A 12,887-nucleotide genomic window follows, 5' to 3' on the forward strand; every position below is an offset into this window, starting at 1 on the left:
GGCGCGGGTCACCGCCGCGGCCGTGCTGGCGTTGTGTGCCGCGATGGCCTCTGCCGTGGCCCCGGCACCCGCCCAGGCCGCCGACACGGTCCGTGGCCTGCAGTGGTATCTCGACTCGCTGAAGATCCCCCAGGCGCACAAGGTCACCAAGGGCAAGGGCGTGGTGGTCGCCGTCATCGACTCCGGTGTGGACCCGTCGCACCCTGACCTGCGTGGTCAGGTGCTGTCGGGGCACGGCGTGAACGCTGCCGCCGCTCCGGACGGGCGGCGCGACGACGACGCGGAGTCTGGGCACGGCACCTCGATGGCCGGCATCATCGCCGGCCGTGGCGGGAGCGCGACGCGGGAGTTGGGCATCGCCCCGGCCGCGAAGATCCTCCCGGTCTCCATGGGGCCCCGTGCGGCCGGCATCGACATGGTCCTCGCGATCCGCTGGGCGGCGGACGCGGGCGCCGACGTCATCAACATCTCCTACGGTGGCGACCCGGCCCGGCCCGACCCGGACCTGACGGACGCCGTCAAGTACGCGTTGGGCAAGGACGCGGTGGTGGTCGTCTCCGCCGGAAACGTCGAGGAGGGCGACCGTCAGGTCACCCTTCCGGCCAACATCCCCGGCGTGGTCGCCGTCTCGGGGCTGGACAAGCGCGGTGGCTTCTTCGCAGGCTCGGTGCAGGGCCCGGAGATCGTGCTCGCCGCGCCCATGGAGAGCATCATCGGGCCGGCGCCCAAGGCGGTCTCGCCGAACGGCTACACGGTGGCCAGCGGGACCAGCTCGGCGGCCGCCATCCTCTCCGGGGTGGCGGCGCTGGTTCGGGCGAAGTATCCGAACCTCGACGCGGCCAACGTCATCAACCGGCTGGTCAAGACCGCTCGCGATGCCGGGCCGGCCGGTCGGGACCCGCAGTTCGGCTTCGGCGCCGTCGACCCGCTCGCCGCGTTGACCCGCTCGGTGCCGGCGGTGACGGCCAATCCGCTGCTGGAGGGCGCGGCGGCCGACCCGAACCGGCCCGGCGGTGCCGCCCGGCCCGGCGACGACGACGGCCCGGCGGTCGAGTTCGGAGTCAGCAACAGGGCCGGCGCCATCGTTCAGGTGGTGCTCTGCCTGGCTGTGCCGATTGTCGCGCTGGTCATCCTGCTGGTGGTGCTGCGGCGGCGTAAGCGGCGCGCGCCGGCGGCTGTCGGCGGCCCGCTTCCCGGCCCACCGGGGCCGCCGCCCGGTTGGCCCGCGGGTCCGCCCGGGTGGCCGACGCCAGCGGGTCAGGCCCCACCTCAGTACTCCGGCCCGGGCTACGGTCCGCCGCCGGGCCAGCCGGCGCCGGGGTATCCGCCGCCGGGCTATCCGCCGGCTCAACCCGCGCCGGGCTACCCGCCGGCTCCGGCCGCGCCGGCGCCGCCGTCGGGCGGCCCCGGTTGGCCGGGTGCCGGCCCGGGGCAGGCTCCACCGCCATCCGGCCCACAGCAGCAGTGAGCGCGGACCACCAGTCAGGTTTTCGGGGAGGGGACCGATGACGGACGACACGACCAAGCAGCCGGAACGGTTCGAGACAGACAACATCTACATCCCGGTTCCGATGGGCGCGGTGCCGACGCCGGGTCTGGCCGTGACCGGCTTCGAGATCGACAACGTCAACCACGCCGCGACGCCGAAGGGGCTGGTCACCGCGCCCGGCGAGGCCGGTGTCAAGACCGAGTGGGACGCCACCAGCCTGGACTCGGCCATCAACTGGCTGGAGACCCATGCGGCGTACCTGAACAAGCTCTCCTACGACATGGTCGACATCCAGGACCTGATGGGTGGCGCCGCCGCTGGCGCCGCGGCCGGTGCGCCCGGCCAGGCGAGCCCGCTCGGTGGCTTCGACTGGGCCAGCCGGTTGGCCGCCAAGCATCAGGGCCTCTACCAGGGCACCGAGAGCGGCGTCCGGCGGCTCTCCCAGAGCCTCTACGACGCGGCGGAGGCACTGCGTCAGGTCAAGGAGAACTACGAGACGGCGGAGCATGCCAACGCGATGTCCGCCGCCGACATGCAGCGGGTCTTCGGCGACGTGGCCGGCAACGGCGACGGTCGCTAGAACGGGGAGGACGGCAGATGGGCCTGAGCTGGGAAGAGATGTGCCAGAAGGTCGTCATCGACGGCCGACCGGGTGACGTGGAGAGCGCCGCCCTTGGCTGGGAACAGCTGATCAAGAATCTCAACAACGTCAAGCAGAGTCTCGACACCAACATCAAGGACCTGGGCACGGTCTGGAAGGGCCCGGCGTACGAGGCGTTCAAGGGTCACGTCGAGCAGATCGCCAAGGACACCGGCAACATCGTGGCGGACGCCGAGAAGGGCACTGGCATCGTCCAGTCGCTCAAGAGCGCCGCGGAGAAGCTCACCGCCGCCCAGCGGGACTTCCCGGTGCCGGCGACCTGCGTCAACGACGTGCTGGAGGCGCGGAACGCCAAGCTGACCCTCAGCGTGGGCTTCTTCGAGGCCAAGGTGGCCCCAGACTTCCTCGGCTGGTTGGATCCGGTGACCGCGGTCGCCGACTGGATCAACGACCGGTCCGAGGAGGCGGCGGGCGTCTACCAGCGGGTCAGTGGCGACTACCAGAACATCGCCCCGGGCACCCCGGGTGATGCGAGCGGCTTCGAGAACAAGACACCGAAGACCGAGATTCCGAAGCTGGACAACGGTGGCGGCGGCGGTGGCGGGATCGGCAGCGTACCGGACATCGGCGGCAAACCGTCCGTCGGCGACCTGGGCGCCAAGCCCTCGATCGACGCCAACGGCATGCCGGACACCGGCAACCTGCCCGGCGGCTCCGGCACGCACCCCGACCTCTCCGGCGGGTACGACACCGGTTCGGGTGGTGGCTACCCCGGCACCGGTGGGGTGCCGGGCACCGGCGGTCTGGAGGACGACTACAGCAGCGGCCTCGCGGGTGCCGGCGGCGGTGGCACACCGGGTCTCGGCTCCGGTCTGGGGGGCGGTGGCCTGGGCTCCTCGGGCCTGGGCGGCGCCGGTGGGCTCGGCAGCGGCGGCGGCGGCTTGAGCGGCGGCGGCGCTGGTGCCGGCGTTCTCGCGGGTGGCGGCGCACTCGGGCGGGCGGTCTCCCCCAACATGGGCCCGATGATGGGTGGTGGCGCGACCGCCACCACCACGGCCGGCGCAGGTCGGGGCGCGACGGGTGCCGGGGCCGGCGGCCGGGGTGCGGGTGCCCGAGGCGCGGGTGCGATGGCCGGGATGGGCGCCGGTGCGGGCGCCGGCTACGGCGAGGAGGAGGCTCCCCGCAACACCTGGCTGGAAGAGGACGAGGACGTGTGGGGCGCGGACGGCGGTGGCACTTCCGGCGTCCTGCGCTGATCGTCGGGACACCACGGCACCGGCGGGGACGCCCCGTCGGTGCCGTGGTGCGTACGACCACCGGAGGCCGTGTCAGGCCCGCTCAACCGGCGTCGGTCAGTTGGTGACCGGCGAGTCGGTGCGCCGGCCCGGGCGCCAGCCGCGCCGGCGGCCTCGGATCAGGATCGGCCGGGCGGCCAGCAGCAGCACGGCGAGCAGGCCGCCGACCGCGGCGGCCCAGATCGCGACGGTGCGTTGCCAGCTCAGCGGGTCGTCCGACCGGTCGGGCGCCGGGAGCTTGCCGGCGGGCGGATCGGTGCGGGTGCCGAGCAGGCTCGACACGGCTCGGTACGGGTTGACCACTCCGTAACCGACCTCCCCGTTGTGCCCGTTCGGCGGGTTGTCCGCCGTCCGTTCCAGCCGCTCGGCGACCTGGTACGGATCGAGGTCCGGATGGGCGGCCCGGACCAGCGCGGCCACTCCTGACACGTACGCGGCGGCGAAGCTGGTGCCGCCGGTCGGCTCGGCGCGGTAGCCCTCTCCGCGCGGGGCCGGGCCGACGATGTTCAACCCCGGCGCGGCGACGTCGACGTAGGCGCCGCTCACCGAGGTGTCGACGTGGCCGCCCTGCTCGTTCACGCCGGCGACCGCGATCACGCCGTCGTACGCGGCCGGGTAGCCAGTCTTGTCCTGCTGCTGCTCCTGCCGGTTGCCGGCAGCGGCGACCAGCACTACCCGCTTCGCGAGCGCGTTCTTGACCGCCTCCTCCAGTTCGGGGCGGGGCAGCGTCACCAGGGACAGGTTGATCACGTCGGCGCCCTGCTCGACGGCGTAGTCGATGGCCGCGGCGATCTGCGCGGGCAGCCCTTCGTCGTTGGTGCCCTTGGTGTCCGGCAGCACCCGGACCGGCAGGATGCGGGCCGCCGGGGCGATGCCGCTGAACGGCGTGCCGGTGCCTTCCTTGCCGGCGATGATGCCGGCGACCATCGTGCCGTGCCCGGCCTGGTCGCACTGGCCCTTGTTGGCCGGCAGGCCGTTGAAGTCCCGGCCTTCGAGCACCTGGCCCTTGAGCAGCGGGTGGGTGGCGGACACGCCGGAGTCGATGACCGCCACGGTCACGCCGGCGCCCCGGGACAGCGGCCACGCCGAGGCCGGGTCCAACCGGCGAAGCGCCCACGGCATCTCCGGTAAAGCGTCCTCGCCACCCGGGCCGCAGGTGGGCGCCGCGACGGCCGGGGAGGGTACGGCCACCAGGGCGGCGCCGAGCAGGACGGCCAGCGTTCCACTGAGGACAGCACGGACGGCACGTCCGGTACGGCGGGACGGGTCGGTCGCGCTCAACGGCAGGCATTCGCGCACCCGCAGAGATTACCGCTGTGTGCTGGCGGGCAACGGCCCGGCGACGGCGGTCAGGATGGGCGGGCGGCCTCCGGGGCGGGTGTCTCGGCGAAGAGCGCGAGCAGATCCCCGACCTGGCGGTCGGCCTCCGCGGGGTGCCGGAAGTGGCCGGCAGGGTTGAGGGTGTACTCGTTGCGCCGCCCGACCCGGGTGCGGTGCAGGTAGCCGCCGGCCTCCAGGTCGGCGACGATCGCCTGCGCGGCCCGCTCGGTCACGCCGACCTCGGCCGCCACGTCGCGCAGCCGCGCCGTGGGGTTGCGGCCGATGGCCAGCAGAACGTGCCCGTGGTTGGTGAGGAACGTCCAGTTCCGGCCGCCGGTGCCGCCAGCCGCCGTCGCCGTGCTCGCCATCGTGGGACCGCCTCTCCCGTTGGTCGACCCTGCCCTCAAGCGTCGCCCGATGACCGGCCGGGGCCAACGTATGAAATCTATATCACGCATATCTTGACGCATCTTGCGGTGCGTGTGACGGTGGAGCCCGAGTCAGCGCCTGTAGCCAGCCCGCCGAAGGCTCGGTTGAACAGGTAAAACACGTGGAGACGAGGTGCGGGCGATGAGCCGTCCCGGTACAGCCGGCGGGCAGCCGGGCCCGCAGCGGGCCGCCAACCGGGTGTCAGCACCGACCGTGCCGGCCCAGGCGTACGCCGAACTGGCTGCCGGCAACCGCCGCTTCGTCAGCGGCATTCCGCGCCACCCCAATCAGGACGCCGGGCACCGCGCGGCGGTGGCCGACGGGCAGCACCCCTTCGCGGTGATCGTCGGCTGCTCCGACTCCCGGTTGGCCGCCGAGATCATCTTCGATCGTGGGCTGGGTGACCTGTTCGTGGTCCGCACCGCCGGGCACACCACCGGCCCGGAGGTGCTGGGCAGCGTGGAGTACGCGGTGACCGTGCTCGGCACCCCGCTGGTGGTGGTGCTCGGCCACGACTCGTGCGGTGCGGTGCAGGCGGCCCGGCAGTCGGCCGCCACCGGCACCCCGCCCCAGGGGCACCTGCGCGCGGTGGTCGACGCCGTCCTGCCCAGCCTGCGCCGCGCCGCGGCCGAGGGGGTGGACGACATCGACGGCATCATCGACATCCACATCGCGCAGACCGTCGAGGCGCTGCTCGGGCAGTCGCCCGTGCTGGCCGACGAGGTCGCGCAGGGGCGGTGCGCGGTGGTGGGGATGTCGTACCGGCTCGCCGCCGGAGAGGTGCGTCCGGTGGCCGCCGTGCCGCCCGCGACGCTCGATGTGCCGATCGACGCCGGCACGCCGGCCGCCTGAAACGCGTCGAGGGCCGTCCCGCGTCACGCGGGGCGGCCCTCGGACAGGAACGCGCGGGTCAGAGTAGCGACATGTGCACGTGGTCGGTGTGGTTCGACGGCCCGCTGTACGACTTCCAGCCGGTCGCCGGGAACCAGATCTGCCGGTTCCAGATCACGTAGTAGATGCCGAGCCGATCGGCGTTGCGGATGAGGAACGCCGCGACGTTGTTGCCGTACGTCCGGGTGTCCTCGTTGTGCCACGGGCTGAAGCCGCTCTTCTGCAGCGACCAGTCGCAGGCGCGGCCCTTCGGGTGCTCCCACGGCCCGCCGGAGCGGTAGCAGCCGACGAACCGGTTGAAGCCGGCCCGCTTGACCTCCTTGTACGCGTGCAGCGTGCGCGGCGTGACGCAGCCGGACGTGGTCGGGTCGTTCTCGCTGCACGACTGGGGCTTCCAGTCGCCGTCGGCGGTCCGGCCCGGGCCGAGCCGGGCGACCGGTGAGGTGGCCGACACCAGCCCGCCGGTGAAGCCCTTCCCACCGACCAGGGCGAGCGCCTTGTCCGCGTCGCGCTTCTCCTTGGCCATCAGGGCGGTCTGCTTCTGCTGCTCGCGGACCTCCGCGTCGAGGGCCAGCTTGGCCTGCTCGGCACGCTCCTTCACCGCGTTGACCTCGGCGAGCTTCTTCTCGTTGACCATGTTCATCTCGTCGAGCGCGGCGGCGCGCTGGACGAAGGAGTCGGGGGCCTCGCTCTCCAGCAGCATCGCCATCGGCCCGATCCGGCCGGTGCGGTACGACTGGGAGGCGATCTGCCCGACCTGCGGTGCCAGTGCGTCCAGGTCTGCCTTCGCCCGAGTGACCTCCACCGCCAGCTCAAGCTGCCGCTTCTTGGACTTGTCCAGTTTGGACTTGGCCGCCGAGTACTTGCGGTTGGTCTGCTCGATGACGTCGGTGAGCAGCTTGGGCTCGCCGTCCTCCTCGTGCCCGGACGGTGTGGGGGTCGTCGGGGCGGCGTGGGCCGGGAGCGGCCCGGCGAGCACGGTCAATGCGGCGATCACGGCCACCACGGGTGTCAACCAGCGGCGTAGGGGTGCCGTCACAATGTTCCCTTCCGTCGACCGCCGACCGGGTTAGCTGACGGGTTCGGGGCGGAAGTGGCCCCTACCGCTGTCGCGGATTCACCCCACGTACCTGGGTTCCCGGCTCGCCGGTTGGCGATTGGGCGGTGGTACCGCAGGCGCCGCTTCGCGCCTTCATCGGTAACCGACGGCGAGGTTACCCGAGAGCCCACCGGCTGAGCTACGCCCCGATACCGACTAAAAGCGTCATTTCGCCATGGCGTTGAGTGACCAGTGACGGGGTTCTCAGGGCGAACGCCCCTGCTGGTCACGTTGAGGAGTGTCACCATGCCGTATCCGTGCTCCTGTTCGGATCTGGCCACCGGTCGGTGGCGGGGGATGGGGGTGTGGTCCGCGCCGGGTCGGACGACGTGGGGTCGGGTCGACCCGTACGCGGGGAGCTCAGTGCGGCCAGCGCCTCGGCGCGGTCGGGCTGCGGTCGCGGCGCGGGCGTGGCGGCGGTGGGCGTGGCGCCCTGCCGGCCGGCTGCGGTCACCATCGCGGCCAGCCCGGTGGTGAGCGGCACGGCGGCGATCAGCCCGAGCGTGGCGACCGCGCTGCGGACGATCTCCTGCGCCAGGAACTCGCTGGTCAGGATCTGCCCGAGCGGCCGCGAGTCGGCGGTGAGCAGGAGCAGCAGGGGTAGGGAGGCGCCCGCGTACGCCAGCACGATGGTGTTGACGGTGGACGCGATGTGCGCCCGGCCGACGCGGGTCGCCGCCCGGTAGAGCTGCAACCGGGTCAGCCCGGGGTTGGCGTTGGCCAGCTCGGTCACGGTGGCCGCCTGGGTGACCGTCACGTCGTCGAGCACCCCGAGCGAGCCGATGATGATCCCGGCGAGCAGCAGGCCGTGCAGGTCGACGTCGGCCTGGAACATCGACAGGGTGGTGGCGTCCTCGCTGCCGAAGCCGGTGAGGTGGGTGGCGGCGGTGACGATGGTGGCCAGTACGCCGGTGAGTACCAGGCTGCCCAGGGTGCCGAGCACCGCGACCGAGGTCTGCGCGCTGACTCCGTGGGTCAGGTAGAGCACCACGAACATGATCAGCGCGGCGCCGACCACAGCGACCAGCAGCGGTGACCGGCCCGCGCCGATACCGGGCAGCACGAAGGTGAGCAGGATGGCGAAGCTGGCGGCCAACCCCGCCAGCGCGGCCAGACCACGCCACCGGCCGAACGCGACGATCGCGGCGGCGAAGATCACCGCCAGCCACAGCAGCGGCGCGCCGCGCTGGTGTTCGGCGATGTTCCAACTGCTGGCCGTGGGGTCGGTCGGGTCGGTCAGCTCGACCAGGATGACCTCGTCGTCGACCTCGACCCGGGGAGCGCCCGGTCCGGCCGGCACCGGTGTCTGGATCTGCTGGCCGGAGTCCGGCCCGTCGTTCACCCGCACGTCCACCGTGCCGCACGGCCCGTCCCCGACACCCGGTGTGCCCTCGGGGCTCGAAGCAGCCGGTGGGCACGGCTCGGTCACCACCCGGGTCACCGTGCCGTGGTAGCGCGGCACGTTCGCTCCACCGTCGGTCTGCGGTGACCCGTCGCGCGGCCAGAGCACCACCGCTGCGAGCACGGTCGCGACGAAGAGGGGCACCACCGTCGCGATGAGGATCCGTCGCACCCGGGGCGGGGCGGACGGAGCGGAACGGGTGTGGTCGGAACCCAATGCGAGACTCCCAACGATCCGGTGCGGGGTACGTGCCGGCGGGCTGGTCGGTTCAGCGCCGCGGCGGGAAAGCGGCGACGAGCGCGCCGAATCGCTGGATGGCGACCGCGTGATCACGAACGGTGAGCGCTCGGCCCGGTCGGCGGACGGCGACGCCGCACCGGGGCGGCATCTCTGCCCGGGCGCGTAGCGGGTTCCGGAGGGCCATCGTCGGAATGCTAACCAGCCCGACCCGGGGACGCAGGTCGTGGCGGAGTGTCGGAGTGGTCGAACCGCCCGCGTGGCGGTTTCCGGCGCGGCATGTTGGAGTCATGCCCGCTCCGTCACCGCCCGACCCCGATCGTCCTGCCGGCGACCAGCGACACGCCGACGGCGGGCCGCAGCAGCACGGCGGGCACGACAAGCACGCGGGGCACGACAAGCACGGCGGGCACGACAAGCGCGGCGGGCACGACAAGCATGCGGGGCACGATCCGGCGATGTTCCGCCGCCGGTTCTGGATCTGCCTGGCGCTCACCGTGCCGGTGGTGTTGACCAGTCACCTGGTGCTGGACCGGCTCGGTCTCGACCTGGACGTCCCGGGCCGGTCCTGGGTCGGGCCCGTGCTCGGCTCGGTGGTGTTCTGGTGGGGCGGCTGGCCGTTCCTGGTGGGTGCGGTCCGCGAGGTCCGCGATCGGGCGCCGGGCATGATGCTGCTGGTCGCGATGGCGATCACCGTCGCCTACACCGCATCACTGGCCACCAGTGCGGGTGCCTTCGACCTGGATTTCTGGTGGGAGCTGGCCGCGCTGGTCACCATCATGCTGCTCGGGCACTGGCAGGAGATGAAGGCGATCGGTCAGGCCAGAGGCGCGCTCGCGGCGCTGGCCGCGTTGCTGCCCGACGACGCCGAGCGGGTGACGGCGGACGGGCGGATCGAGCCGGTGCCGGTGGCCGAGCTGCGGGTGGGTGACGTGGTGCTGGTCCGGCCGGGTGGGCGGGTTCCGGCGGACGGTCGGATCGTCGACGGTGGCGCCGAGCTGGACGAGTCGATGATCACCGGCGAGTCGCGTCCGGTCGCCCGGTCGGCAGGGGACCGGGTGGTGGCCGGCACCGTCGCCACCGACTCGGCGATCCGGGTGCGCGTCGAGGCGTTGGGTGAACAGACCGCGCTCGCCGGCATCCAGCGGATGGTCGCGCAGGCGCAGCGCTCCGGCGGGCGGGCCCAACTGCTGGCGGACCGGTTCGCCGCCGCGCTGTTCTACCTGGCAACCGGCACGGCCGTGCTGACCGTGCTGGTCTGGACCGTGCTCGGCCGGCCCGACGAGGCGGTGGTCCGCGCGGTCACCGTCCTGGTGATCGCCTGCCCGCACGCGCTCGGGCTGGCGATTCCGCTGGTCGTCGCGCTCTCCACCGCGCTGGCCGCGCGGTCCGGCATCCTGGTCAAGGACCGGTTGGCGCTGGAGCGGATGCGGACCGTCGACGCGGTGCTGTTCGACAAGACCGGCACGCTGACCCGGGGCGAGCACGCGGTCACCGACCTGGTGACCGCGTCCGGCGTGGGACGGGACGAGGTGCTGCGGATCGCGGCTGGTGTGGAGTCGGACAGCGAGCATCCGCTGGCCCGGGCGATCGTGGCGGCGGCCGGGGACGTCGCCCCGGCCACCGGGTTCCGGTCGCTGCCGGGCCGCGGCGTGCAGGCCTTTGTCGACGGTACGGAGTACGCGGTGGGTGGGCCGACGTTGCTGCGGGAGCTGGGCCTGTCGCTCCCGGCCGAGCTGGACGCGCCGATCGGCCGGTGGTCGGCGCGGGGCGCCGCGGTGCTGTACCTGGTGCGGCTGCCGGGCGCCCTGCTCGGTGCGTTCGCGCTGACCGACGAGGTACGTCCGGAGGCCCGGCGGGCCATCGTCGAGCTGCGCGCGGCGGGTGTCCGCACCATCGCCATGATCACCGGTGACGCCCGGCCGGTGGCCGAGGCGGTCGCCGCCGACCTGGGCTTCCGGCCCGGCGTCGACGAGGTCTTCGCCGAGGTGTTGCCGGCGGAGAAGGACGGCCGGGTGGCCGAGCTTCAGCGGCGGGGACTGACCGTGGCGATGGTCGGCGACGGGGTGAACGACGCGCCGGCGTTGGCGCGCGCCGACGTGGGTATCGCGATCGGCGCGGGCACCGACGTGGCGATCGAGTCCGCCGGGGTGGTGCTGGCCTCGTCGGACCCGCGCGGGGTCGGCGCCGTGGCCCGGCTCTCCCGGGCGTCGTACCGCAAGATGCGCCAGAACCTGGCCTGGGCGGCGGGCTACAACGTGGTGGCGCTGCCACTGGCGGCCGGGGTGCTGGCGTGGGCCGGGGTGGCGTTGAGCCCGGCGCTGGCCGCGGTGCTGATGTCCGCGTCCACCATCGTGGTGGCGCTCAACGCCCAGTTGCTGCGCGGGGTACGCCTCGACCCGGAGCCGGACTGACGGCCCGGCCCGGCGGCCGCGCACCGTCGACGGCCGGGTCACTGCGCCCGGCCAAGGGCCAGGGTCTCAGCCGCGCTTCATCAGCCGGCCGACCGCCGCCATCATCTCGGTGGCCATCTCGTCGGCCCGGCCCTCGGCCGCGCCCTCGTGCATGCAGTGCCGGGCGTGCCCGTCGAGGAGCCCCAGCGCGACCTTGTCCAGTGCGGCCTGGATCGCGGAGATCTGGGTGAGCACGTCGATGCAGTAGCGGTCCTCGTCGACCATCTTCTCGATGCCCCGGACCTGCCCCTCGACGCGGCGGAGCCGCGCGAGCAGCTGGTCCTTGCTGGCCGTGTATCCGCGGATCGGAGTGGGTGCGGTCATGACGACCAGGATAGCCTACCCCTGGGGGGTATGGTACTGTCCCTTCCTGTCGGGATACCCCCACCGGGTACCGGTACAACATCAGGGCAGAGGTCCACCTCCGAATTACCCCAGGGGGGTATAGGCTCGGAGGTGGCGGAGGGAGACGGATCAATGGTCAACACGACGTACCAGGTGCAGGGCATGACCTGTGGGCACTGCGTCAGCTCGGTCAGCGCCGAGGTCGGCGCCATCGCGGGCGTGCGCGACGTTCAGGTCGACCTGGCCACCGGCCGGGTCACCGTCAGCAGCGAGCAGCCGCTGGACACGGAGGTCGTCCGGGCCGCCGTCGACGAGGCCGGCTACGACCTCGTCGACGCCTGATCGAGAGGTTCGGCGATGAACACGGTGACCAGACTGGGCGGCTTCGCCCTGGGCCTCGCGGTGGTCTTCGGCGCGGCGTACGGGATCGGGCAGGTGGCCGGCCCCGCCGCCCCGGTCGCCGAGAGCTCGCACGACGACGGCGCCGTCCACCAGCCGGGCCCGGCCGACCAGGGCGAGCACGACGAGGCGGCCGACCGGCTCCCCGGCGGCCTGCTCGTCTCCGACCGCGGCTACACCCTCGAACCGGTCGCCGCCCCGGCCGGCGAGTTCGCCTTCCGGATCGGCGGCCCCGACGGCCGGCCGGTGACCCGGTTCGACGTGGCCCACGACAAGCGGATGCACCTCATCGTCGCCCGGCGGGACCTCTCCGGCTTCCGCCACGTGCATCCCGACCTGGCCCCGGACGGCACCTGGCGGGTCGCCACCCCGCTGGCCGGCCCCGGCCAGTGGCGGGCGTTCGCCGACTTCGCCCCGACCGGGGGAGAGCCGCTGACCCTCGGCGTGGACGTGACCGTCCCCGGCCCCTTGGTCGAGCGACCACTGCCCGCACCGGCGACCAGCACGACCGTCGACGGCTACACGGTCACCCTGACGCGCGCGGTACGGCCCGGCGGCACCTCGCCGCTCACGCTGACCGTCAGCCGGCACGGGCGGCCGGTCACCGACCTGGAGCCCTACCTGGGCGCGTACGGACACCTCGTGGCGCTACGCCGGGGCGACCTGGCGTACCTGCACGTGCACCCGGAGGGGACGCCCGGTGACGGGCGCACCCGGCCCGGTCCGGCCGTCACCTTCCTCGCCGAGGCGCCCTCGGCCGGCAGCTACCGGCTCTACCTCGACTTCCGGCACGGCGGGTCGGTGCACACCGCCGAGTTCACCGTGGTCGCCGGCACGCCGACGACCGGCGGCGATCCCACCCCGGGCGGATCCGCACCGACCGAGGGCGCCGACCACGGCACCCCCGGGCACGGGCACAACTGACGG

Annotated in this window: 12 protein-coding genes and 1 riboswitch; of the genes, 7 read left to right on the plus strand and 5 right to left on the minus strand. The window is 73.2% G+C overall.

What is annotated here, in order from left to right; genetic code table 11:
- The first annotated feature begins 43 nt into the window (after nt 1-43).
- From EAD89_RS30475 to EAD89_RS14595, 3 genes are read left to right on the plus strand one after another with little or no spacing between them, the layout of a single operon-like run.
- Complete coding sequence (locus EAD89_RS30475; RefSeq protein ID WP_158610736.1) at nt 44-1,468, plus strand: S8 family serine peptidase; 1,425 nt, start codon at nt 44-46, stop codon at nt 1,466-1,468.
- A 37-nt stretch (nt 1,469-1,505) separates the two neighbouring features.
- Nucleotides 1,506-2,069: a WXG100 family type VII secretion target gene (locus tag EAD89_RS14590; protein ID WP_121656683.1), complete on the plus strand. Its 564-nt coding sequence runs from the start codon at nt 1,506-1,508 to the stop codon at nt 2,067-2,069.
- A gap of 17 nt (nt 2,070-2,086) precedes the next feature.
- Nucleotides 2,087-3,346, plus strand: a complete 1,260-nt coding sequence (locus EAD89_RS14595; RefSeq protein ID WP_121676063.1) for a WXG100 family type VII secretion target — start codon at nt 2,087-2,089, stop codon at nt 3,344-3,346.
- 96 nt (nt 3,347-3,442) lie between these two features.
- On the opposite strand, the gene mycP is transcribed toward EAD89_RS14595, so the two are convergent.
- The gene (gene mycP, locus EAD89_RS14600) at nt 3,443-4,684 is read right to left on the minus strand and encodes a type VII secretion-associated serine protease mycosin (RefSeq protein ID WP_233578666.1); all 1,242 of its coding nucleotides are present in this window, start codon (nt 4,682-4,684) and stop codon (nt 3,443-3,445) included.
- Between the two features lie 50 nt (nt 4,685-4,734).
- Nucleotides 4,735-5,073: a helix-turn-helix domain-containing protein gene (locus EAD89_RS14605; protein WP_121656525.1), complete on the minus strand. Its 339-nt coding sequence runs from the start codon at nt 5,071-5,073 to the stop codon at nt 4,735-4,737.
- Nucleotides 5,074-5,275: 202 nt separating this feature from the next.
- Here EAD89_RS14605 and EAD89_RS14610 point away from each other — a divergent pair, with 202 nt between their 5' ends.
- Nucleotides 5,276-5,986 (plus strand): carbonic anhydrase, encoded by a 711-nt coding sequence (locus tag EAD89_RS14610; RefSeq protein WP_121676064.1) that lies wholly within the window; start codon nt 5,276-5,278, stop codon nt 5,984-5,986.
- Nucleotides 5,987-6,044: 58 nt separating this feature from the next.
- Here EAD89_RS14610 and EAD89_RS14615 read toward each other — a convergent pair whose 3' ends face one another.
- Together EAD89_RS14615 and EAD89_RS14620 are read right to left on the minus strand one after the other, a co-directional pair.
- Nucleotides 6,045-7,064: a hypothetical protein gene (locus EAD89_RS14615; protein ID WP_121656524.1), complete on the minus strand. Its 1,020-nt coding sequence runs from the start codon at nt 7,062-7,064 to the stop codon at nt 6,045-6,047.
- Nucleotides 7,065-7,068: 4 nt separating this feature from the next.
- Nucleotides 7,069-7,199, minus strand: a riboswitch (cyclic di-AMP (ydaO/yuaA leader).
- Nucleotides 7,200-7,365: 166 nt separating this feature from the next.
- Nucleotides 7,366-8,742 (minus strand): YibE/F family protein, encoded by a 1,377-nt coding sequence (locus EAD89_RS14620; RefSeq protein ID WP_121676065.1) that lies wholly within the window; start codon nt 8,740-8,742, stop codon nt 7,366-7,368.
- 311 nt (nt 8,743-9,053) lie between these two features.
- Between EAD89_RS14620 and EAD89_RS14625 the strand changes: the two genes are divergently transcribed.
- Nucleotides 9,054-11,177, plus strand: a complete 2,124-nt coding sequence (locus EAD89_RS14625) for a heavy metal translocating P-type ATPase (RefSeq protein WP_121676066.1) — start codon at nt 9,054-9,056, stop codon at nt 11,175-11,177.
- A gap of 66 nt (nt 11,178-11,243) precedes the next feature.
- On the opposite strand, the gene EAD89_RS14630 is transcribed toward EAD89_RS14625, so the two are convergent.
- Complete coding sequence (locus EAD89_RS14630; RefSeq protein ID WP_007454936.1) at nt 11,244-11,540, minus strand: metal-sensitive transcriptional regulator; 297 nt, start codon at nt 11,538-11,540, stop codon at nt 11,244-11,246.
- 153 nt (nt 11,541-11,693) lie between these two features.
- Here EAD89_RS14630 and EAD89_RS14635 point away from each other — a divergent pair, with 153 nt between their 5' ends.
- Together EAD89_RS14635 and EAD89_RS14640 are read left to right on the plus strand one after the other, a co-directional pair.
- Nucleotides 11,694-11,903, plus strand: a complete 210-nt coding sequence (locus EAD89_RS14635; RefSeq protein ID WP_121676067.1) for a heavy-metal-associated domain-containing protein — start codon at nt 11,694-11,696, stop codon at nt 11,901-11,903.
- Nucleotides 11,904-11,918: 15 nt separating this feature from the next.
- Nucleotides 11,919-12,884, plus strand: coding sequence for a hypothetical protein (locus EAD89_RS14640; RefSeq protein WP_121676068.1), 966 nt, complete (start codon nt 11,919-11,921; stop codon nt 12,882-12,884).
- Nucleotides 12,885-12,887 lie beyond the last annotated feature (3 nt).

The sequence above is a fragment of the Micromonospora sp. BL4 genome (assembly GCF_003667505.1).
Classification (GTDB): Bacteria; Actinomycetota; Actinomycetes; order Mycobacteriales; family Micromonosporaceae; genus Micromonospora.

Bases quoted from the DNA above. Each gene is read 5' to 3' on its own strand.
- EAD89_RS14595 (WP_121676063.1), top strand. From the start codon at position 2,087: ATGGGCCTGAGCTGGGAAGAGATGTGCCAGAAGGTCGTCATCGACGGC.
- EAD89_RS14590 (WP_121656683.1), top strand. From the start codon at position 1,506: ATGACGGACGACACGACCAAGCAGCCGGAACGGTTCGAGACAGACAAC.
- EAD89_RS14605 (WP_121656525.1), bottom strand. From the start codon at position 5,073: ATGGCGAGCACGGCGACGGCGGCTGGCGGCACCGGCGGCCGGAACTGG.
- EAD89_RS14610 (WP_121676064.1), top strand. From the start codon at position 5,276: ATGAGCCGTCCCGGTACAGCCGGCGGGCAGCCGGGCCCGCAGCGGGCC.
- EAD89_RS14630 (WP_007454936.1), bottom strand. From the start codon at position 11,540: ATGACCGCACCCACTCCGATCCGCGGATACACGGCCAGCAAGGACCAG.
- EAD89_RS30475 (WP_158610736.1), top strand. From the start codon at position 44: ATGGCCTCTGCCGTGGCCCCGGCACCCGCCCAGGCCGCCGACACGGTC.
- EAD89_RS14625 (WP_121676066.1), top strand. From the start codon at position 9,054: ATGCCCGCTCCGTCACCGCCCGACCCCGATCGTCCTGCCGGCGACCAG.
- EAD89_RS14635 (WP_121676067.1), top strand. From the start codon at position 11,694: ATGGTCAACACGACGTACCAGGTGCAGGGCATGACCTGTGGGCACTGC.
- EAD89_RS14640 (WP_121676068.1), top strand. From the start codon at position 11,919: ATGAACACGGTGACCAGACTGGGCGGCTTCGCCCTGGGCCTCGCGGTG.